At 48.8% G+C, this 22664-nt stretch carries 20 protein-coding genes; 9 read left to right on the top strand and 11 right to left on the bottom strand.

Annotated elements, in window-relative coordinates:
- The first annotated feature begins 8 nt into the window (after positions 1-8).
- The 3 genes from GC128_RS18420 to ldtC all read left to right on the top strand — a co-directional run bounded on the left by GC128_RS18420 (position 9) and on the right by ldtC (position 5829).
- Positions 9-1082, top strand: a complete 1074-nt coding sequence (locus GC128_RS18420) for an acyltransferase family protein (protein WP_151995505.1) — start codon at positions 9-11, stop codon at positions 1080-1082.
- Between the two features lie 151 nt (positions 1083-1233).
- A complete protein-coding gene (mfd, locus tag GC128_RS18425; protein WP_151995525.1) occupies positions 1234-4680 on the top strand; it encodes a transcription-repair coupling factor in 3447 nt (1148 codons plus the stop codon).
- Positions 4681-4887: 207 nt separating this feature from the next.
- Positions 4888-5829 (top strand): L,D-transpeptidase LdtC, encoded by a 942-nt coding sequence (gene ldtC, locus GC128_RS18430; RefSeq protein WP_151995526.1) that lies wholly within the window; start codon positions 4888-4890, stop codon positions 5827-5829.
- A gap of 213 nt (positions 5830-6042) precedes the next feature.
- Here the strand turns inward: ldtC and bhsA are convergent, their stop codons facing one another.
- The gene (bhsA, locus tag GC128_RS18435; RefSeq protein WP_151995506.1) at positions 6043-6300 is read right to left on the bottom strand and encodes a multiple stress resistance protein BhsA; all 258 of its coding nucleotides are present in this window, start codon (positions 6298-6300) and stop codon (positions 6043-6045) included.
- Positions 6301-6548: 248 nt separating this feature from the next.
- Here bhsA and GC128_RS18440 point away from each other — a divergent pair, with 248 nt between their 5' ends.
- Positions 6549-7181: a TetR/AcrR family transcriptional regulator gene (locus GC128_RS18440; RefSeq protein WP_151995507.1), complete on the top strand. Its 633-nt coding sequence runs from the start codon at positions 6549-6551 to the stop codon at positions 7179-7181.
- A 29-nt stretch (positions 7182-7210) separates the two neighbouring features.
- Here GC128_RS18440 and GC128_RS18445 read toward each other — a convergent pair whose 3' ends face one another.
- A complete protein-coding gene (locus GC128_RS18445; protein ID WP_151995508.1) occupies positions 7211-8104 on the bottom strand; it encodes a siderophore-interacting protein in 894 nt (297 codons plus the stop codon).
- Between the two features lie 193 nt (positions 8105-8297).
- On the opposite strand from GC128_RS18445, the gene GC128_RS18450 reads away from it, so the two are divergent.
- From GC128_RS18450 to GC128_RS18465, 4 genes are all read left to right on the top strand, one after another.
- The gene (locus GC128_RS18450; RefSeq protein WP_193216282.1) at positions 8298-10487 is read left to right on the top strand and encodes a TonB-dependent siderophore receptor; all 2190 of its coding nucleotides are present in this window, start codon (positions 8298-8300) and stop codon (positions 10485-10487) included.
- Between the two features lie 139 nt (positions 10488-10626).
- A complete protein-coding gene (locus GC128_RS18455) occupies positions 10627-11655 on the top strand; it encodes a Gfo/Idh/MocA family oxidoreductase (RefSeq protein ID WP_151995510.1) in 1029 nt (342 codons plus the stop codon).
- 133 nt (positions 11656-11788) lie between these two features.
- Positions 11789-12391, top strand: a complete 603-nt coding sequence (locus GC128_RS18460; protein ID WP_064517944.1) for a TetR/AcrR family transcriptional regulator — start codon at positions 11789-11791, stop codon at positions 12389-12391.
- Positions 12392-12469: 78 nt separating this feature from the next.
- Positions 12470-13624, top strand: coding sequence for an MFS transporter (locus GC128_RS18465; protein ID WP_151995511.1), 1155 nt, complete (start codon positions 12470-12472; stop codon positions 13622-13624).
- 69 nt (positions 13625-13693) lie between these two features.
- Here GC128_RS18465 and GC128_RS18470 read toward each other — a convergent pair whose 3' ends face one another.
- From GC128_RS18470 to hinT, 8 genes are all read right to left on the bottom strand, one after another.
- Positions 13694-14230, bottom strand: coding sequence for a glycine zipper 2TM domain-containing protein (locus tag GC128_RS18470; RefSeq protein ID WP_151995512.1), 537 nt, complete (start codon positions 14228-14230; stop codon positions 13694-13696).
- 214 nt (positions 14231-14444) lie between these two features.
- Entirely contained in the window at positions 14445-15749 is a 1305-nt protein-coding gene (locus GC128_RS18475) for an NAD(P)/FAD-dependent oxidoreductase (RefSeq protein WP_151995513.1), read from the bottom strand.
- 225 nt (positions 15750-15974) lie between these two features.
- The gene (gene ycfP / locus GC128_RS18480; RefSeq protein WP_064517936.1) at positions 15975-16517 is read right to left on the bottom strand and encodes an alpha/beta hydrolase YcfP; all 543 of its coding nucleotides are present in this window, start codon (positions 16515-16517) and stop codon (positions 15975-15977) included.
- Between the two features lie 42 nt (positions 16518-16559).
- A complete protein-coding gene (gene nagZ, locus GC128_RS18485; protein WP_151995514.1) occupies positions 16560-17585 on the bottom strand; it encodes a beta-N-acetylhexosaminidase in 1026 nt (341 codons plus the stop codon).
- A 15-nt stretch (positions 17586-17600) separates the two neighbouring features.
- A complete protein-coding gene (gene thiK / locus GC128_RS18490) occupies positions 17601-18431 on the bottom strand; it encodes a thiamine kinase (RefSeq protein WP_151995515.1) in 831 nt (276 codons plus the stop codon).
- Positions 18409-19005, bottom strand: coding sequence for a penicillin-binding protein activator LpoB (gene lpoB, locus GC128_RS18495; RefSeq protein ID WP_255668976.1), 597 nt, complete (start codon positions 19003-19005; stop codon positions 18409-18411). The genes thiK and lpoB overlap by 23 nt, the downstream gene beginning before the upstream one ends.
- Positions 19006-19060: 55 nt before the next feature.
- Complete coding sequence (locus GC128_RS18500; protein ID WP_151995516.1) at positions 19061-19435, bottom strand: YcfL family protein; 375 nt, start codon at positions 19433-19435, stop codon at positions 19061-19063.
- Positions 19436-19439: 4 nt separating this feature from the next.
- The gene (gene hinT, locus GC128_RS18505; RefSeq protein WP_034494554.1) at positions 19440-19796 is read right to left on the bottom strand and encodes a purine nucleoside phosphoramidase; all 357 of its coding nucleotides are present in this window, start codon (positions 19794-19796) and stop codon (positions 19440-19442) included.
- Positions 19797-20163: 367 nt separating this feature from the next.
- Here hinT and fhuE point away from each other — a divergent pair, with 367 nt between their 5' ends.
- Positions 20164-22353 carry a ferric-rhodotorulic acid/ferric-coprogen receptor FhuE gene (gene fhuE, locus GC128_RS18510; RefSeq protein ID WP_151995517.1) on the top strand — a complete coding sequence of 730 codons (2190 nt, stop codon included), beginning with the start codon at positions 20164-20166 and terminating at the stop codon, positions 22351-22353.
- 220 nt (positions 22354-22573) lie between these two features.
- On the opposite strand, the gene GC128_RS18515 is transcribed toward fhuE, so the two are convergent.
- Positions 22574-22664: integrase core domain-containing protein (locus GC128_RS18515; RefSeq protein ID WP_151993624.1), on the bottom strand; the 91-nt coding region annotated here is incomplete at its 5' end.

Consider the following 22664-nt stretch of genomic DNA (forward strand, 5'->3'; position numbering starts at 1 on the left):
GCCCGCGCATGAAAAATAAACAACTGTGGATCAACCATATCAAAGGGCTATGTATCTGCCTTGTCGTTATCTATCACTCGGTGATCACCTTTTACCCGCATTTGACGTCGTTACAAAGCGGCCTCCCCGAATACATCGCCAAGAGTTGGATCTACCTGAATCTCTATCTGGCACCATTTCGTATGCCAGTGTTCTTCTTTATTTCAGGCTTTTTGATCACTCGCTATATCGAGTCGGTGAAATGGCGTGACTGCGTTGATAAACGCATCTGGAATATTTTCTATGTCCTGGTGCTGTGGGGTGTTTTGCAATGGCTGGGGATTTCGCTTATCAACCAGTGGCTGGCACCGGAACTGGTGCGTAACCCCACGTCTAACGCAGCGTATTCGGAAACTCTGCTGCAATTTGCCACCAGCATGGCAAAAGCCAGCACCAGTCTTTGGTATCTCTATGCGCTGATAATCTATTTCGCGATATTCAAAAGTCTCCGTCGCTATAAAGTTCCGGTAATCATCATGCTGCTTGGAGTAAACGTGGCAATCAGCTTTATGCCGTTGCCGTGGTGGGGCATGAACAGCGTAGTGCGCAATATGTGTTATTACGGTTTGGGTGCATGGTTCGGCCCACAATTGATGACGTGGATGAAAACGACCCATTTCCGCCAACATCCGCTGCTTTGTACAGCAGCCGCTCTGCTCTCCGTAGCGCTGTATCTGGTGAATGTCCCAGTAGTGATTTCCGTGGTGTCGATTTTTGTCATCATGAAGCTGTTTTATATTCTGGATAGTTGGCGCGAGAGCCGTTCCGATGCATTTCTGAATATTGTTGGTTCAAACACCATCGCTATTTACACCACCCACCGCATCATCATCGAAGCATTGAGTTTGTTTATGATCGGGCAAATTAACGCAGACAGAATCTCCGATAACCTGCTGATCGCCGTTTTACTGGTTTATCCATTTGTCAGCCTGGCAACGTGCACTCTAATAGGTTTGGGATTCAGGAAATTATCACGTGCGCTATGGGGCGATATGCTTTTTACCCCTCCCACCAAAATGGTGTTCGCGACTGACATACGCTAAACGTTCTTTCTCAGGCGGCGTTGCGATTGGGTTGCTAATACAAAACGATCGCGGATAATAAACAACATTGTTTTCGAGTGCTTATCAATACCCTGCAGCTTGATAGATGAAGGGTAAACACGGCGCAACCTGAGAGATGCTGACGTCCACCATGTCTGAAAATTATCGCTATTCCTTACCTGTTAAAGCTGGCGATCAGCGCCAGCTTGGAGAACTCACCGGTTCAGCTTGTGCGACCGAAGTTGCCGAGATCGTCGAGCGCCATAGTGGGCCGGTGGTGCTGATTGCCCCTGATATGCAGAATGCTCTACGCCTGCATGACGAAATTAGCCAGTTTACGGAAAGCCTGGTGGTGAATCTTGCTGACTGGGAAACGCTGCCGTACGACAGCTTTTCACCGCATCAGGAAATCATCTCTTCGCGTTTATCCACGCTGTATCAATTGCCAACCATGCAGCGCGGCGTACTGATATTGCCAGTCAACACTTTGATGCAACGCGTCTGCCCGCATAGTTATTTGCATGGCCACGCGCTGGTAATGAAAAAAGGTCAACGTTTATCGCGCGATAACCTGCGTAGCCAATTAGAACAGGCAGGTTATCGCAGCGTTGATCAAGTTATGGAACACGGTGAATTTGCTACCCGTGGTGCATTGCTAGATTTGTACCCGATGGGCAGTGAGCAGCCTTATCGCATCGACTTTTTCGATGATGAAATCGACAGCCTGCGTGTGTTTGATGTCGATACACAGCGCACACTCCAGGAAGTTGATGCCATCAACTTACTCCCTGCTCACGAATTCCCGACCGACAAAACGGCTATTGAGCTGTTCCGTAGCCAGTGGCGCGACAAGTTTGACGTGAAGCGCGAACCTGAACATATCTATCAGCAAGTCAGTAAAGGCATGCTCCCGGCAGGGATTGAATACTGGCAGCCGCTGTTCTTTAGCGAGCCATTACCGCCGCTGTTCAGCTATTTCCCGAAAAATACCTTGCTGATAAACACCGGCGATATTGAAACCAGCGCCGAGCGCTTCTGGCAGGATACGTTCGCCCGTTTCGAAAACCGTGGTGTTGACCCAATGCGCCCACTGCTGCCACCGGAAAGTCTGTGGCTGCGCGTTGATGAACTCTTCAGCGAGCTAAAAGCCTGGCCGCGAATCCAGCTAAAAACCGAATCTCTGGCCGATAAAGCCGCGTTTACTAATCTGGGTTATCGCGCCCTACCGGATCTTTCTGTTCAGGCGCAGCAAAAAGCGCCGCTCGATAACCTGCGTAAATTCCTTGAGTCTTTCGCCGGGCCGGTAGTGTTTTCCGTAGAAAGCGAAGGTCGCCGCGAAGCATTGGGCGAGCTGTTAGCTCGCATTAAAGTGGCACCAAAACGTATTTACCGTCTCGATGAAGTGACGGATAAAGGCCGCTACTTAATGCTTGGCTCCAGCGAGCATGGTTTTATCGACACGCTGCGCAACCGTGCGTTGATTTGTGAAAGCGATCTGCTGGGCGAGCGCGTTAGTCGTCGACGTCAGGACAGCCGTCGCACCATTAACCCAGATACCCTGATTCGTAACCTCGCAGAGCTGCGTACCGGGCAACCGGTCGTGCATCTTGAACATGGCGTTGGGCGTTATGCCGGTTTAACCACCCTGGAAGCGGGCGGCATCACCGCTGAATATTTGATGCTGACCTATCATGGCGATGCAAAACTGTATGTGCCGGTTTCGTCTCTCCATTTGATTAGCCGCTATGCAGGCGGTGCCGAAGAAAACGCGCCACTGCACAAACTCGGCAGCGATGCCTGGTCCCGTGCTCGCCAGAAAGCGGCAGAAAAAGTGCGCGATGTTGCTGCTGAACTGCTGGATATTTACGCGCAACGCGCTGCCAAAGAGGGCTTTGCCTTTAAGCATGACCGCGAGCAGTATCAGCTGTTCTGCGATGCCTTCCCGTTTGAAACCACACCCGATCAGGCACAAGCCATTAACGCGGTATTAAGCGATATGTGCCGGCCGCTGGCGATGGACCGGCTGGTATGTGGTGACGTGGGCTTCGGTAAAACCGAAGTCGCCATGCGCGCCGCATTCCTTGCGGTTGAAAACCATAAGCAAGTTGCGGTGCTGGTGCCAACCACCCTGCTTGCGCAGCAGCACCTGGACAACTTCCGCGACCGTTTCGCCAACTGGCCAGTGCGCATTGAAATGCTGTCACGTTTCCGTACGGCTAAAGAGCAGGCGCAAATCCTCGAAGAAGCACGAGAAGGGAAAGTCGATATTCTGATCGGTACGCATAAGCTATTGCAGAATGACGTGAAGATGAAAGATCTCGGCCTGCTGATTGTCGACGAAGAACACCGCTTCGGCGTGCGTCATAAAGAACGCATCAAAGCCATGCGTGCCGATGTCGATATCCTGACGCTAACTGCCACACCAATTCCACGTACGCTGAATATGGCAATGAGCGGAATGCGCGATTTGTCCATTATCGCAACGCCTCCGGCACGCCGACTGGCAGTTAAAACCTTCGTTCGCGAGTACGACAGTCTGGTGGTTCGCGAAGCAATCTTGCGTGAAGTGTTGCGTGGTGGCCAGGTCTACTATCTCTATAACGATGTAGAAAACATCCAGAAAGCAGCAGATCGCCTCGCCGAGCTTGTACCGGAAGCACGTATTACTATCGGCCACGGCCAAATGCGTGAACGCGAGCTGGAACGAGTGATGAACGACTTCCACCACCAGCGTTTTAACGTGCTGGTGTGTACCACGATCATCGAAACGGGTATCGATATTCCGACTGCCAATACCATCATTATTGAACGCGCAGACCATTTCGGCCTTGCACAGTTACACCAGTTGCGTGGCCGCGTCGGGCGTTCGCATCACCAGGCTTATGCATGGCTTCTGACGCCACATCCGAAAGCAATGACCACCGATGCGCAGAAACGCCTGGAAGCTATCGCATCGTTAGAAGACCTGGGTGCGGGCTTTGCGCTGGCGACTCACGATCTTGAAATTCGCGGTGCGGGTGAATTACTTGGCGAAGGCCAGAGTGGTTCGATGGAAACTATCGGATTCTCGCTGTACATGGAGATGCTGGAAAACGCCGTCGATGCGCTTAAAGAGGGTCGCGAGCCGTCACTTGAGGATTTGACCAGTAGCCAAACCGAAGTTGAACTGCGTATGCCCGCGTTGTTGCCGGATGATTTCATCCCGGACGTCAACACCCGTCTGTCGTTCTATAAACGCATTGCCAGTGCCAAAACGGCGCATGAGCTTGATGAATTAAAAGTGGAATTGATTGACCGTTTTGGCCTGTTGCCGGATGCCGCTCGTAATCTGCTGGATATTGCGGCATTGCGCCAGCAGGCACAAAAACTCGGCGTACGTAAGATTGAAGGCCATGATAAAGGTGGTGTGATTGAGTTTGCTGAGAAAAACCACGTTGACCCGGTTTGGTTGATTGGTTTGCTGCAAAAACAGCCGCAACATTACCGTCTGGATGGGCCAACCCGACTCAAATTTATTGAAGACCTCGCAGATCGTAAAGCGCGTATGGACTGGGTGCGTAACTTTATGCATCAGTTGGCGCAGAACGCTGTAGCGTAGTTCTCATGATGGCGGGTAGCGGTTGCGCTTACCCGCCATCCCCCATTTAATCGTAACATTTACACATCCTTTCAATCCGCCAGGATTTCCCGACATCCCCCCCTGCCATAATCATCGATTAACTTTTTTATAACATTAACCATAATATTTATAGGGTTTATCGTGATTACCTCTTTGAGCGTTTTATCATCTCGCAAAGCACGCGCTATGCGTTGGCTGGCGTCGATTATGCTGGTTAGCGCAGCACTCACCGCTTTTAACGCGAATGCCAACTCTTATCCTCTGCCAGCAGAAGGCAGCCGTCTTATCGGTCAGAACTTTTTCCATGAGGTAAAAGATGACGGTGGTTCACTTGAGGCTATCGCCAAAAAATACAATGTTGGCTTCCTTGCTTTATTACAGGCCAACCCTGGTGTCGATCCCTATGTTCCCCGTGCGGGCAGTGTTTTGACGATTCCACGCCAGATGATACTGCCGGATGCGCCACGTGAAGGGCTGGTTCTCAATCTTGCCGAGCTACGCGTTTACTATTATCCCAAAGGAAAGAACAGCGTGACGGTTTATCCGATTGGTATCGGCCAGCTTGGCGGTGATACGGTAACGCCAACTATGGTGACCAGTGTTTCAGATAAACGGGCCAATCCAACCTGGACTCCAACTGCAAATATTCGCGCTCGTTACCTGGCAAATGGCATCAAGCTTCCAGCTGTTGTTCCTGCCGGGCCGGAGAACCCAATGGGTCACCATGCGATTCGTCTCGCAGCCTTTGGCGGTGTTTATCTGCTGCACGGAACTAACGCAGATTTCGGCATTGGTATGCGTGTCAGCTCGGGCTGTATTCGTCTGCGTGATGACGATATTAAAGCGCTGTATAAAGATATGCCTGTCGGAACGCCCGTTCGCATTATTAATACCGCGATTAAAACGTCCATCGAGCCAGATGGCAGACGTTTAGTTGAGGTACATCAGCCACTGTCGAAAAATATTAATGATGATCCTCAAGTGCTGCCGATTACGCTGACTGAACAAATGAAACAGTTCCAGGCCGCACCTGAAACTGATGCGACAGTTATGGAACAGGCGATACAACACCGCTCGGGCATGCCAATTGAAGTAAATGCTCATACCGTTGCAACCAACGAAATATAATTTCTTCGAATAGAAAAAGGCCCTGCTTTTGTTAGCAGGGCCTTTTTTATTGAACTGGGTTTATAAAGCGACGCTCACACGACCCAATACCCAAAATAATTCGAGGCGCAGCAAGGTGGCAAAGGAGCAAATCCCGAATCACTTACTCTTGTAAGTGATTCGGGTTAGTCAGTGCTGCCAACACCGCTGCAACTTGAAGTATGAAGGGAATGCTTATTTATAAATTACCGCAGTACCGTGCAAAGTGTTCGGGCCGGTAACTGAAGTAATACGGAATGAGCTTGCACCCATTTTATCCGCTTTCGCAGCCAATTCTGCTTCGAGTGAGTCAAGATTAGTCCCGGCAGTTGCGGTCACAGTACCCACTTTTTGTTGGCCTGCGGGAGTCGCCTGAACTTCAACAGCCGCGAAACTTGCAAAAGACAGGGAGCTAAGAACAGCAGCAACGATCAGAGTTTTTACGTTTTTCATGTTATTTACCTTGAGCAGATTATTTGGAAGACCGTTAAATCTATTTACTTAACGTTCGATAAGTAAATATTAAACGTGATCTGAATCACGGTCAAATAATTTTTGTAATGATCGTTAATTATTTTATAAAAACACTATTTTTCATAAAGATAGAATTAATTTATTTTTAAACCTAAAGCCTCTGGCTCCTACATGGTATTATTTTTATAATGATCGTTCACTAAACAGACAAAGGTTAAACGGTTCCCATGTCCACTGACACTAGTTGCATTAAAAAAAGCCGTGGCCGACCGAAGGTGTTTGATAGGGAAGCTGCACTTGACAAGGCCATGGCTTTGTTCTGGAAACACGGCTACGAAGCCACCTCTATGGCACATTTAGTTGAAGCAACAGGTGCAAAAGCGCCAACGCTTTATGCAGAGTTCACCAACAAAGAAGGTATGTTCAAGGCAGTATTAGATCGCTATATCGCACGAGTAACGCAGCAGCGTGAGGCTTGCCTTTATTGCGAAGATCGTACTCTGGAACAGACCCTGGAAGATTATCTCTCTTTGCTGGCAGAGATGTTTACTGACAAAGAGACACCATCAGGCTGCTTTATGATATGTACCTCTGCGGTGCTGGCCGTCTCTTCGGAAGATATCTCCGCGATGATAAAAATGCGTCAGTCGATGCAGGAAGCAACTCTGGTTCACTTCCTTGAGCAGCGACAGCAAAAAGGTGAAATTCCGGCAACCACAAGCGTACGCAATCTGGCGAAATATCTCTGTTGTATCATTCAGGGGATGTCGATCAGCGCAATCGAAAATGCCAGCTATGAAGAGCTGATGCAGATCGTGAAAACCACACTACGATTGTTGCCGGAACTAAAGAAAATCTAACCATGGGCGGCTTTGCCGCCCTTTTTGTATTAACGCTCTCGCCCTTTGCTCCAGTAGGCCATAAAGTTGATGGCGTCATGGCTCACACCGCATTCTCCAATTAAGTAACGGCGCAGCATTTTCACAACCGATGATTCCGCCGCAACCCAGCCGTAAAAAGCGTTACTGGCCGTTGTGGCTTTATCCCACAACAGTTCACCTTCAGCTTCTTCATTAACTGTTTCTGTAATCCCCGCAGCTGTAGGGAGTTTGGCACATTCACTTACCGCCTTGAGTAAGCACTCCCCATGCCTTGCGTTAACAGCCTTTCGCGGCAACCAATGAATTTTCGCAAAACAAAATTCACTTAAATCCACGCAATCCCCCTGCTCCGGGACCTCAAAAAACGCCTGAATTTCTGGCGGATTTTGCTGTTTCGACAGCAGTTCAAGTATGCCTCGCGCCGCAGGTATTGCAGTTTCATCCGCAATAATTAACCCCTGGCGCAAGCCCGCAGGTGGCGTCCATTCATAACCGCCGCTGTCTGCCGGGTAATCGGCATTCGGTGCGACAATTTGTATTTTGTCACCGGATTGCGAGCTAATCGCCCATGCGGAGGCAGGCCCTTCCGTGCCGTGACTGACGAATTCAACCGTCACTTGCTGACGCTCGCGGTCAACGTGGCGCAAGGTATAAGTACGCACAATCGGTCGCTTTTCTTTGGGTAATTCTTGCAGCAACGAATACCACTGCCCATGTTCTGGCAAGCTCGGAATTGAGCCATCTTCAGACGGGAACAACATTTTGATTCGCTGGTCGGGTGAATCACATTTCATGTTTGCCACATCAGGACCACCGAATACCAGACTCAACAGCGAAGGTGAAACGTGTGATTTATGCAATAGCTGCACATTAAACAATCTGTAGCTTTGTACCTCTGCCATTTCAACTCCTTTGCCTGGGCTTGCCATCGATAAATAAATAATCCACAGAAATCATATGATTATTCATAAGATTAATTTGAGAAATACTATCAATTGAGATTGATAATGAGAACTGTTATCGGCAGAATTCAGCTCGTTCTTATTTCAAAACATTTTCAAATGTTAATATTTCCCCATCCAAGGAATGATGATGATGCATAACAACGCACGCTGGGTGCTTAACCCGTTGCTTCTGGCGATGATGGCCCCGGCTTTCGCGCAGCAAACTTCCGAAGAAAATATTCTGGTTTCTGCGAACCGTATGCACCGTACGGTAGCTGAAATGGCGCAGACCACCTGGGTTATTGAAGGTACCGAGCTTGAGCAACAGATTCAGGGAGGCAAGGAGCTGAAAGACGCACTTGCACAGTTAATTCCCGGTCTGGATGTCAGCAGCCAAAGCCGTACCAATTACGGCATGAACATGCGTGGCCGTTCTATCGTGGTTTTAGTGGATGGCGTTCGTCTGAACTCTTCCCGTACCGATAGCCGCCAGCTCGACTCTATCGACCCTTTTAACATCGAACACATCGAAGTTATCTCTGGTGCAACTTCGCTGTATGGCGGTGGTAGTACTGGCGGTCTGATTAATATCGTGACGAAAAAGGGCCAGCCTGATACTCAGGTCGAATTTGAAACTGGGATTAAGTCTGGTTTTAACAGCAGTAAAGATCATGATGAACGTGTCGCCAGCGCCATTTCTGGCGGTAACGATAATGCCTCCGGCCGTTTATCTGTGGCTTATCAGAAATTTGGTGGCTGGTTTGATGGTAACGGCGACCAGACTTTGCTTGATAACACGCAAACCGGTTTACAGTATTCCGACCGCCTGGATGTGATGGGTACCGGCACGATAAACATTGATGAAACCCAGCAACTGCAGGTGGTGACACAATATTATAAGAGCCAGGGAGACGATGATTACGGTCTAAATCTGGGTGAAAATTTCTCCGCAGTGACCGGTAATGGCAAAGCGTTTGTCAGTGACAATCTTAATTCTGACCGCATTCCTGGTACCGAACGCAATCTGATTAGCCTGCAATACTCCAACAGCGACTTCCTCGGCCAGGAAGTGGTTGGGCAGATTTACTATCGTGATGAGTCTCTGACCTTCTATCCTTTCCCGACGCTCACGCGTGGAGCCGTAACCAGTTTCTCTGCCTCCCAGCAGGATACCGATCAGTACGGGGCGAAATTGGCTCTTACCAGCCAACCGCTGGATGGCTGGCAGATTACCTATGGCGTCGATGCCGATCACGAGAGCTTTACCTCGAACCAAATGTTCTTTGATCTGGCAAAAGCCAATGCTTCCGGTGGTCTGAATAACCAAAGCATTTACACCACTGGCCGCTATCCGGGCTACACCATCACTAACCTCGCTCCGTTCCTGCAAAGTAGTTATGACATCAACGAACTGTTTACCGTAAGCGGCGGCGTGCGCTATCAGTGGACCGAGAACAAAGTCGATGACTTTGTTGGCTTTACTCAGCAACAAGGTATTGCAAACGGCATCGCTCAGTCTGCGGACGCAATCCCTGGCGGCAGCACGGATTACGACAACGCGTTATTCAATGCCGGTCTGTTAATGCATATTACTGACCGCCAGCAAGCGTGGTTTAACTTCTCACAAGGTGTAGAGCTTCCTGATCCAGGCAAATACTACGGTAATGGCACTTACCGACTGGTGAATGGCCATTACCAACTGGTAAATAGCGTGAACGTCGGGCAGTCAAAACTTCAGGGGATCAAAGTCGATTCTTATGAGTTGGGTTGGCGTTATACCGGTGATAGCCTGCGCAGCCAAATTGCGGCGTACTACTCGTTGTCTGACAAGTCCATCTCCATCAACCGTGCAGATATGACCATCAATGTGGAAGATGACAAGCGTCGTATTTATGGTGTTGAAGGTGCTGTGGATTACTTTATTCCAGACTCGAACTGGAGCACTGGCGTTAACTTTAACGTGCTGAAGTCCGAAACTAAAGTGGATGGCAAATGGCAGAAATGGGACGTGATTTACGCAAGCCCTTCAAAAGCCACCGCGTATGTTGGCTGGGCGCCAGACCCGTGGAGCCTGCGCGTTCAAAGCCAGCAGACCTTTGATTTAACCGATGCCAGCGACAATAAGATCAATGGTTATAACACCGTCGACTTTATTGGAAGCTACGCTCTACCACTAGGCAAGCTGAGCTTCAGCATCGAAAACCTGCTTGATAAAGACTACACCACCGTGTGGGGCCAGCGCGCACCATTGCTTTACAGCCCAACTTACGGCAGCCCTTCGCTGTACGAATATAAAGGGCGTGGGCGCACTTACGGTGTGAATTACTCCCTGCAATTCTAAATTGACCGCAGCAGGCTGGCTAAAAACCAGCCTGTTTTTTACTCTCCTACACAAAATCCTTCTCGACCAAAAACCAGTAGTCATTTAAAACATAGGGACTCTAATGATAGGTACGGCTTATATTTGGTAGGATTAGCTTATGTTGGCAGGTTTAATCGGTTTAGGTTCAGTCATCGAAACAGCATATCTCCCGGCGCTACGCCGCATCTCTCCTCCCTTGCTCGAATGTTACGGTTATGACGCTGACCCGGCGCGTGAGATTGACGGCATTACCCGTTGTGATTCCCTGGATGCACTTTTAGCAATGCCGCTCGACGTGGTGCTTATCACGACATCATCTCTGCATCACCTTCCCGTTCTTGAACGAGTCTTGCAAAGTGATGTGCCTGCGATTGTGGTAGAAAAACCGGTTGCTGCCACACTTGCACAACTTGAGACACTTAAAACGCTGCTCGCGAAACCAAAAAATGCCGCGCGTGTTTTGGCTTTGGATCACTGGATGGTTCGTACTCAAGCCTGCAATCACATTCACAAAATCAATGAAATAAAGTGCATCGAAGGTTTTTTACTGGAACCAAGTGGCTTTAATGCCGCTGGTGAGCCTATTGCCCTGAACTTTGCAACGGGTGAAGCGGACACCCGCCAGTTGCATCATCCTGACGGTGTAATTGTCGATATAGGTACTCATACTCTCGCTATGATGCGTGAAACTGTTCATCAGTTAGGTGGCAATGACCAGCTCACAGTGGAACTCAATTACGCACGTGACCGCCTGGGGAATGCAATTGCGGCGGGTGACTTCACTACCGCGGAAGGTGAAGCACTGTTAACCGGAACGATGAGCGGTATTCCTTTTACGCTCCATCTCAATAAATATGCCGGGCCTGCTGGCGGCCAAAAAGGGATGCGAATTCATCTTCATAACGGGCAAATTATCAATATCGATCGTCAAGGTTTGAATGAGGTGGTTGAACGGATTTCTGAACAGGGAACCGAGTGCAGCACCCTGGCGGGGCCGCTTTACGACCATTGTTTACATGATGTCGTCTTTGGCGAGCAAAGGTTGTTCTTGCGCACGCCTGAAGAAATACCAGCCTACACTCAGCGCCGGATAGCAGAAGTTACTGCGTTGCTGGAGTTGCAACAGCAGTTACGCGGCACACATTGATGGGATTTTCACGGCACAAAAGAACAACTTTATGGATTGCCAGAGAACAGCCATTTGTTTGTGGAAAATATTTGACTGATCGTTCCATAATCAATACTATGCCGCTTCAACTCATTTCGAGTCACCCTTCCCTATGAGTGTCGAAAAACCAACTTATCCTGGTCGTCCAAGAACGTTCGAAGACAAGGATGTCATTGATGCCGCTGTAGCTGTTTTTAGTACTCATGGTTACGCGGGCACCTCTGCGCAAGATTTATGCAATGGCACCGGATTAGGGCGGGGAAGCTTATATAATGCCTTTGGTAGCAAGCAGGCTCTGTATGAGCAAGCTTTGTTGCGTAGCCATGAGCAAACAATGTCGGCACAGCTAGCAATTCTTACACAATCTGGTCCGGTGAAAGAACGATTACATACCCTTCTGCTCTGGGGTATTACCGAAGATCTCTCTCAGCCAGAACAACATGATGCAATGGTCCTTTTTTCTGCTCTGGAGCAAGGCAGTAAAGATGGAACAGTTGCCAACCTGAACAGGGAATATCGCCAGCGTTTAGAACAAACTTTGGTATTGGTATTTTCCGAGGGTCAACAGAATGGTGAACTAAGCAATAAAGCTTCAGCTATAGAAATGGCAAGAGGTTTTATGGCGGGTTACTATGGTTTACGTGTTCTAAGCAAAAATATTTCAGATAGAAAAACCCTCGAAGATGTCGTCGTTGGCCTGTTAATCAACTTGTAATTTCCATCTAAAAAATTTATCTATTTTTGCCTTTCATTTTGTAACGATCATTCCAATACATGGAGAAAATTAAAAATTATGCCGTTAGTTGTTTATGTTTTAGGGTTGGCTATTTTTTCACTTGGCACTGCTGAATTAATGGTAGCGGGTATGATGTCTACCCTATCAGAAGCATTCGATATTACGGTGGGTGAAGTTGGGCATCTCATCTCTTATTATGCTTTTGGCGTGATGTTGGGTGGCCCAGTATTAACCTATGTTTTTCTAAAATTTAAAGCCCCCTATAGAACAACTTTATTATGGCTATTAGGGCTGTATGTTATTGTTCAAGGATTTAGTGCGTTTGTCTCGGATTACAATGTTTTGGTCGCAATCCGAATTGTGACGGGTATTTTGTGCGCGGGTTGTTTGAGTCTGTCTTTGGCAACAAGCATGGCACTCGTGCCTGTGGAGAGCCGTCCACGCGCGGCTTCAATCGTTATCGCTGGCTTTATGGTATCTAACGTTTTTGGCGTCCCGCTTGCGACTATCATTGATCAGCAATGGGGCTGGAGAATGAGCTTTGGATTAGTCGCCATTCTTGTCTTCATATGCCTGTGCGCATTAGTGCGTTTACTACCGCCTATGGCTGGCGGTAGTACCATCAAAATGACAGAAGAAATCAAAGCCTTTAAAAATAAAGCTTACTGGAAAGCCTGTACCACAAGCTGCTTAATTTTAGGTGCCAGTTTCGCAGCCTTTAGTTATTTCGTACCCGTATTGGTTGATGTTTCTGATTTTAATATGCAGACAGTTCCCTTTATTCTGATGCTCTTTGGGCTGGCGAATATCGTGGGTAATATGATAACCGGAAGGCTGGCATATCGTCATAGCTTAGCCATTATGGTTGTCGGGTTAATTGTTTTAAGCATTTCATTATTAGGCATGGCCTTATTTGCACAATATCAATCAATTGCAATTCTGGCAGTCATATTTATCGGTTTATCTGGCGTTCCTATGAATCCGGCTATGATGGCGCGTATTGTTAGTGTGGCTCATCCAGGTCCGATGGTAAATGCGGTTCATACTTCGGTAATTAATATTGGTTTGGGTGGCGGTTCTTATTTAGGTGGAATGGCTATTTCATCTGGGTATGGATTACGTTCAGCTTTATGGATTGGTCTGATATTAGCTCTTCTGGCTTTATTGTCTGTTTTACCTTATGCACGCCGTGGAAAACAGGGATGGAATTAATCTACTGAATCGTAACTAAAACGCCCGGATCATTAATGAACCGGGCGTTTAGCGATCAATTTAAAACCGTTAGATTTTGTTTAAAACTAACTGGCCATTGTCATTGAGCGGAATCTGCGTACCAGGGTCTTTATCCATACGGATTTTGCCCTGCTGATCGCCAATGCGATAAGTTACGTCATAACCGATCATTTTCTCTGATTTGTCATAGACGGTTTTGCATTTCTGCTGGCTAGTTGTGTAGGTGTCGCGGTCTTGCATTGCGCCCTGAACCTGGTTACCTGCATAACCACCACCTAATGCACCGGCCACCGTTGCAACATCTTTACCACGCCCGCCACCAAACTGATGGCCAATCACTCCACCTGCAACCGCACCCAACGCGGAACCGAGCAGACGGTTTTCATCCTGAACCGGACGCCGATGGGTGGTAGTAACGTTACGGCACTCCTGGCGTGGTGTTTTTACTGTTTCCTTAATTGGTGTCGCTGACACCACCTGTGCGTACTGAGGGCCACGGTCAAAAACATTCATGCTGGCAACCGCTGCCACACCCAGTGCTGCGGCCACACCGATACCTATACCCGCTAACATTGATTTATTCACAGGACATCCTCCTGATTGTGCAATTGCTTACAATTTTGCAGCCAAAGGAGGCTTTCCACAAATCAGACAACGGATGAAAAATGCGGATTCATAGGCTGAAACTATGTGTTTGAGAGAAATCCTAAGCATGAAATGTTCATTTATGGATTTTTATGCTGCCATGTATAAAAAAACCCGGCTCAAGGCCGGGTTTGAATATCAATCTTAATCGCGATTAGTGCAGTTTCAGGCGCGGACGAATCACGCGGTTAATACTACCTACCAGCATCATCAAGCCAGTTTTGAAGTAGCCATGCAGTGCGACCTGGTGCATGCGATAAAGCGAGATATAGACGAAACGTGCCATACGCCCTTCTACCATCATCGAGCCTCGCATCAGGTTACCCATCAGGCTGCCAACAGTTGAGAACTTAGACAGCGATACCAGTGAACCGTGATCCTTATAAACATAGGACTTCAGCGGTTTATCTTTCATCTGCGCCAGAATATTGGTCAGAACCAATGAGGCCATCTGGTGTGCCGCTTGTGCACGTGGAGGCACAAAGCCGCCTTCAGGACGTGCGCAGGATGCACAGTCACCAATCGCGAAAATATCAGGGTCGCGGGTGGTTTGCAGCGTAGGCTCAGTCACCAGTTGATTGATACGGTTAGTCTCAAGACCACCGATATCTTTCATAAAGTCTGGTGCTTTGATACCTGCAGCCCAAACCATCAGATCTGCTGCGATATATTCGCCATCTTTGGTATTGAGTCCACCAGCATCCGCAGAAGTCACCATGGTTTGCGTCAGAACACGCACGCCCAGTTTAGTCAGCTCGCTGTGAGCCGCTGCTGAAATACGTGGTGGCAGCGCAGGCAGAATACGTTCACCAGCTTCCACCAGCGTTACATTTAGCGCTTCGTTCGTCAAACCCTTGTAGCCATAGCTGTGCAGTTGCTTCACTGCGTTGTGCAGTTCCGCAGACAGCTCAACACCGGTCGCCCCGCCACCCACGATAGCAATATTCACTTTGCCGCTGGCACCCAGATTTGCAGAATACTTGAGGAACAAATTCAGCATTTCAGAGTGGAAACGACGCGCCTGATGCGGGTTATCGAGGAAGATGCAGTTATCTTTCACGCCCGGCGTGTTGAAGTCATTGGAAGTACTACCCAGCGCCATCACCAGCGTGTCGTAAGGGACTTTGCGTTCAGGAACCAGCAACTCGCCTTTGTCGTCACGCAGTTCTGACAGCGTCAGCGTTTTGCTTTCGCGGTTAATATCAACCACTGAACCAAGCTGGAACTGGAAGTGATGGTTACGGGCATGAGCCAAGTAGCTAAGCGCGTCCACACCTTCATCCAGTGAACCAGTTGCCACTTCGTGCAGCAGCGGTTTCCATAAATGGCTGTGGTTACGGTCGATAAGCGTAACCTTCGCTTTCTTTCCACGACCCAGTTTTTTACCTAACTGAGTGGCCAGTTCAAGTCCGCCAGCACCACCACCGACAATGACAATCTTTCTTAATGGCGTAGTCAAAGTGACCCCCTTAAAATATTAACCAATTGTTAATTAAAGGTTATGTAAATAGCATTTAATTAACAACAAGTTACCTAAACAAACTCACTAATGTGACCAAAGAATAACATGGATGGTGTATTGGTCATACCAAAATTGATGTGCATCAAATTTTTATGCCGAAAAGATAAACAAAAAGGGCCAGCACATAGCTGACCCTTTCACTTTTACGTCTTTAAGCCCCGTTTAGCCGAGGGTTTTGAACGCTTTTATACGTTGCAAATGTGGTGAGATATTTTTGAATTTATGGGTCTGTTCCTGATCCCATACGATTTCATAGTAATGATGCAGCAATTCTGCGGCACGGGTGTTATCGAGCGCTTCATCATTACGCGACAAAATCGCCAGGCAACGATCGCGGTTTTTCTCGCGGAAGTTTTGCACGCATTTCGTCGAAATGTCGCTGTACTCTTCAGGGCGGTCGATTTTGCCTTCCATGTTCTCTTGCGGGAACAAATTCGGGTTAAAGATCACCTGACGAATATCGCACAAGAAACCGATACGTTCGGCCCAAAAGCCCCCAAGACCGACGCCACAAATCAGTGGGCGTTCATCGTCACTGAGTTGCAGCATCTTGTCGACTTCTTTGAGCAAATGCTGCATGTCGTGTTTCGGATGCCGCGTGCTGTAACTGATAAGCCGCACGTCCGGATCGATAAACTGGAGTTGCAGCACCTTTTCATGGTTACCAGGACTGTTAGAGTCGAAACCGTGTAAATAGATAATCATTGCATCCTCACCACACGAATTCAGGCCTTCTGGCCTGAGGAGTTAAAGACCCGCCTTGTGGGCTTGCCACTGCTCATGCAGCGCCTCAAGTTGCTGGTTTGCTGCCTTCCAGCGCGCTGATGACCTCAGCTCCTGACGGGTAAATGAACCTTTATGATACAAACCTGTAACACGCTCTGCTTTGACCGGAGACAGGTTATCTAACACGCTCACCGCACCATTACGATTATTGCAGACCAGGATCATATCGCAACCTGCATTCAGTGATGCCTGGCCACGTTCCGCATAGCTGCCCATAATCGCCGCCCCTTCCATCGACAAGTCGTCAGAGAAGATAACGCCGTTAAAACCAAGCTCACCACGTAACACAGTTTTCAGCCAGTGTGGGGAACCACTCGCCGGAAGTGGGTCAACGTCAGTGTAGATAACGTGCGCAGGCATAATGGCATCAAGTTTGTTATCGGTGATAAGCGTACGGAAAATCTGCATATCGTGTTCGCGGATAAGCGCTTCATCACGCGGGTCACGCGGCGTTTCTTTGTGCGAATCTGCCGTTACTGCACCGTGCCCAGGGAAGTGTTTGCCGGTAGTTTTCATGCCTGCAGCATGCATACCGTCGATAAAGGACGTCGCCATGGCCAGCGCTTTATGTGGGTCTTCATGATATGAACGCTCACCAATTGCCGCGCTGATATGGCCGATATCCAGCACTGGTGCGAAGCTGATGTCAATATCCATGGCAATCATTTCGCTCGCCATCAACCAGCCCGCTTCCTGAGCCAGTTTGCCGCCCTGATCAAGCCCATGTAACGCAGCAAAAGATTGAGCCGCCGGTAGAAGGGTAAAACCCTCACGGAACCGCTGAACGCGTCCGCCTTCCTGATCAACGGCAACCACCAGACGGTTGCGGGAAGCCTCGCGGATTTGACGCACCAGTTCACGCAGTTGCTCGGGATCGTGATAGTTGCGGGTAAACAGAATCAGACCACCGACCAGTGGGTGTTTTAGAATTTCACGCTCTTCGGCATCCAGCTCAAAGCCTGCCACATCTAACATTACCGGACCCACATCAACCTCTCTTTATCAATTCTTATCCCGCAGCTGGCTCCAGGCCTCGTCTGCAAGAGTTATAAATGTTCTATCCTGCGTTTGCGACCAACGGCATTCATACCAGGATGCCATCAACATAATGACCCAAGGTTGCCAACGTGCGACCTGTCGGGCTAACGCTTCTGGCGGAATATGGCTTAACTGCGCGTAAGTATGAACCAACCGCTCACTATCAACGTTACTATCCAGCGCGATTGCCGCCAACTCCAGTGCCACATCCCCATCACCGGCATATTCCCAGTCGATAAGCTTGATACCGTCTGGCTGATTTACCAGGTTTCCGGCATGAACATCCATATGCAGTGGTGCCAGACGCAGTGGCTTCGGCTCACCCTGCCGCTTCATTTGTTTCAACAACCGCAACCAGAGCAAACTTCTTCGTTCTGATGCGGCGTTTTTCCAATAATGCTCAAGCAATGGCAACAGACTGATTCGCCAGCCAAAACAGTGTTGACGATGCAAATCATACAGCAACGAAGTGAGCGCTTGCAGTGAGGGGAGTTCAGATTTCACCTCCCCATCCAGCCATTCAACAATAAGCCAGCCTTCTGCCAGACAAACGGGCTGAGGCCCTATTCCGGTAGGAATACGCCTCAGTGCCCGATATTGTCTGCTGAGAGAAACCCCAGGCATTGGCGCCGCAAGCTGATGCCGGGCAACATACTCTTTCCTACCAAGGGTGAAATGCAGACTGCCGCCGCTTAATCCCTGAAGATGAGAAAAGCAACCGGCGGCCTGAGCCGCCGGAAGGTATTTCTCAATCACACGTTGCAGTGTCGAATTATTGAGTTTGTTGTACAGCACCGCTTCCTGACCAGATAATTTCGCCAGTTTGTACCAACATCAACTGCATTTTCAGCGTCGGTGCATTCACATTACCGCTGGCGTTGCTGTAGAGCACATATTGCGCGCCAACATTACGGGCAATGCCAATCGCTTTACTGCGCGATCCAAGACTGTCTTGCGGTGATAGCCCTAATTGCTGTTTCGCCAGCGAAAGCTGTTGTGCTGAAACAAGGGTAAATTTGGCATTGTTTTCCAGCGCACCACGTAGTGCTTCTGTCGCTTTGCTGGTTTGCAGTGAACCATTAGTGTGGTTATTTACGCTGTCCACCAGTAAGACTCCACCAGCTGTCACACCATCGGCTTGCAGCATTTTTCCAACCATCGGCTGCATGGTGCTGCCCCAATCGTAGCTGCGCACTTTTGGTGTCGCAGGAATGGTTGGCTGTGGTTGTTCAATCGGGCCTGGCTGAGTGGGTACAGTTGGCACTGTTGGAACAGTTGGTTGAGGCTCTACTGGTTGCTGCGGAACAGGTTTTACTTCTTCCACAGGTGCAGGTGCTTCACCACGGTTAATACACCCGGATAAAATCATCGCCGCAGCGAGAATAACCAGATAACGATAGATTCCCTTAATCAAAATTCACCCCTTACAAAGAGAGAGAAAGACGAACTTTATGTGCGTCTGGATAACTGGCTATGGATGACACCGAAACGCTTGATTTCGCTGGTAACGTAATCGTACGCGGCTGCTCGAGAGGATGAATCTCAAGACCCTTTTCGTCATACCAATAGAAACGATAGTTGATGATGACTGGGTTAGACTGTTCATTATATAGCTGGCTGCGAGAAACAGTGGCGCCTTTGTCAGTTGAAATTTCAGGCTTTTCAGCACTGACTCCCGCCGCCAGCACAGATGCCTCCATGACCAGCGTTTGCCCATCGTTGACAGGGATAGCAGGTTTAGAGCTACACCCTGCCATCACAACGACGGCCAATAGCATTAACAGCGGGTTATTTTTCATCAACTTATCCTTTATGCGCCAACATCGGCCCCAACACGCGACCGCCCAGCAGATGCATGTGGATATGATAGACTTCCTGCCCGCCATGACGATTGCAGTTCATGATCAGACGATAGCCATCTTCAGCGATACCTTCTTGCTCAGCAATTTTTGCAGCAACGGTCAACATGCGCCCCAGCGCCAATTCATGCTCGGCAGTGACATCGTTCACTGTTGGGATCAGTATGTTCGGAATAATAAGGATGTGGGTAGGTGCCTGCGGCGATATGTCACGGAATGCAGTAACTAACTCATCTTGATAAACAATATCTGCCGGAATTTCGCGGCGAATAATTTTACTGAAAATAGTTTCTTCGGCCATGACGTTACCTTTATTCATTAATTGCTGGCTATTTGCTCGTTTAAGTCGCTGCGCGCACAGGCTTAAAGGCATAACGTAAGAGTATGAGCGAGTTACTCGTGCTCTTTCAACCTTAACCCATTATTTCTTTATCACTCTTTGGGCAACCAGCTTCTCAGATCTTTCGTAAACCCTGCACTTCTCGTGATTAAAACGATATTTCATTTGGGCTGTAACATATGTTTACAGTCCGCCAATGAATGAGTATATTTCTCATTTGCATTTTCATTCGTATGACATAAGTAAAATCGCAAACAATCAATGTACTTCGTGACCGGACTCCTTTGGCACTGAGACACAACCTCCAACAATTCATAAGGGTTTTAAGATGTCTTTAACCATTTCTACCAGGGATGGGCAGCGCGCACCTGCCAGCGCTATTTCTATGCTGGCATCCTGTATTGCTTTCGCACTCCTTCCTTCTACCGCTTTCTCCGCCACTCAAAATGCAGAAGAAACGCTGGTTGTCGAAAACTCGGTGTCTAATACACCCGATACAGAAGAGAAGGATTACAGTGTTAAAACCACCACCAGCGGTACGAAAATGTTGCTGGTGCCGCGTGATATTCCGCAGTCCGTTAGCATCATCAGCGAACAGCGCATGCAGGACCAGAATCTGGAGTCACTGGGCGATGTACTGAAAAACACCACAGGTATATCCGAAAGTGTTGCCGACTCCGACCGTAGCAACTTCTACTCGCGCGGATTTTTAATAGACAACTACATGGTCGATGGCATCCCAACGCTGTTTGAATCGCGCTGGAACCTGGGCGACGCCCTGACCGATACCGCGATGTATCAGCAGATTGAAGTTGTCCGTGGTGCTAATGGCCTGATGACCGGTTCCGGCAACCCTTCAGCCGCCGTCAATATGGTGCGCAAACATGCTGATAGCCGTGAATTCCAGACCAACGTTTCGGCAGAGTATGGAAGCTGGAATAAACAGCGCTATGTTGCTGATATGTCTACGCCACTGACCGACAACGGTAATGTTCGCGGCCGCATGGTTGCAGGTTATCAGGATAACGACAGCTGGCTTGACCGCTACAATCAGAAGAAAAAATTCTTCTATGGTGTGCTCGATGCGGATTTGACCGAGGCCACCAGTTTCTCAGTCGGTTATGACTATCAGGAAACCAACGTTAACAGCCCGACCTGGGGTGGCATTCCGCGCTGGTACACCGATGGCAGCAAAACTGACCCGGATCGCAGTTACAGCACGGCCCCTGAATGGGCTTACAACGACAAAGAATCGCAGCGCACCTTCGTCACTCTGAAGCAAAAGTTGGGCAATGACTGGCAGCTCACGGTGAACGGTACGCACACAGAAATGGACCTCGAGAGTAAGCAGCTTTACCTTGATGGACTGGTAGATAAGAACAGCGGGATGATGGTTAGCCCATATGGCGCATCCTACCCATATGTTGGTGGCACGGGTTACAACACAGGTAAACGCAAAGTTGATGCTCTCGATACCTTTGCCAATGGCTCTTATGAGCTCTTTGGCCGCCAGCATGAACTAATGATTGGCACCAGCTATACCAAACAGAACAACACCTATTACAGCTCCTGGGAAAATATCAGCGATACCCAGCTAGGTAATTACAATGACTATGACGGTAACTTCCCGGAAACCAACTGGACGCCGTTGAGTCTCGCTCAGGAAGATACGGTTCGCCAGAAGTCTGCTTATATGGCGACTCGTATTACTCTAGCCGACCCTTTGCACGTGGTCCTCGGCGCACGTTATACCAAATACAACCTGCATACCCTGACCCAGGAACTTGAGAAAAATAACACCTCGCCTTACGCCGGCGTGGTGTTTGATATCAATGACGACTGGTCAACATATGCAAGTTATACCTCCGTCTTTAAGCCGCAAACCGAGCGTGACGAGCAAGGGAATTACCTCACCCCAATCACCGGTAACAACTATGAAGCGGGCGTGAAATCAGACTGGATGAATAGCCGCCTGACCACGTCTCTTGCCATCTTCCGTATTGAGCAAGATAACCTCGCGCAATCGACCGGCATGCCAATTCCAGACAGCAACGGTGAGACAGCCTACCGTGAAGCTGATGGTACCGTAAGTAAAGGTGTGGAGTTTGAGATCAACGGCGCGCTGACTGATGACTGGCAGATGACATTTGGTGCAACACGCTATGTTGCAGAAGACAGCGACGGTAAAGCGGTTAACCCTAACCTGCCTCGCACTTCAGTTAAATTGTTCACCAGTTACCGCATCCCAACACTGCGCGAGCTAACTGTGGGTGGTGGTGTTAACTGGCAAGATCATGTGTGGGCGGATGTTCCAGTACCGGGTGGTACTTTCCGTTCGGAACAAGGCAGTTATGCGTTGGTTGATTTGTTTGCCCGTTATCAGGTTACAAAAGCATTCTCCATGCAGGCGAACCTCGATAACCTGTTCGATAAAACTTACGACACCAACATCGACAGCCGTTCCATCGTCTACGGCGCACCACGCAACTTCTCTGTAAGCGCTAATTACGCGTTCTAGTCTCAATGGCGGATGGCACAAGATTATTCACCATGCAAAATTGGTTTCAAATCATAGCCTAAATAGTTCAAGTTGCAGGTAGGCGGCAAATGAGCGAATCCCCAGGAGCTTACGAAAGTAAGTGACTGGGGTGAGCGAGTGCAGCCAACACCCCTGCAACTTGAAATATGACGGCTATGGGGTGGTGACTAGTCCTGATATAGGTTGACACTTTTCAGCCTTAAAATGCCTGATGAACTTCATCGGGCGTTTTGTATTTTAACGACAGATGCGGACGCCGGGTATTGTAGATTTCTACCGACTCCCTGACC

Source organism: Buttiauxella massiliensis, from assembly GCF_902500225.1.
GTDB classification, from domain to species: Bacteria; Pseudomonadota; Gammaproteobacteria; order Enterobacterales; family Enterobacteriaceae; genus Buttiauxella; species Buttiauxella massiliensis.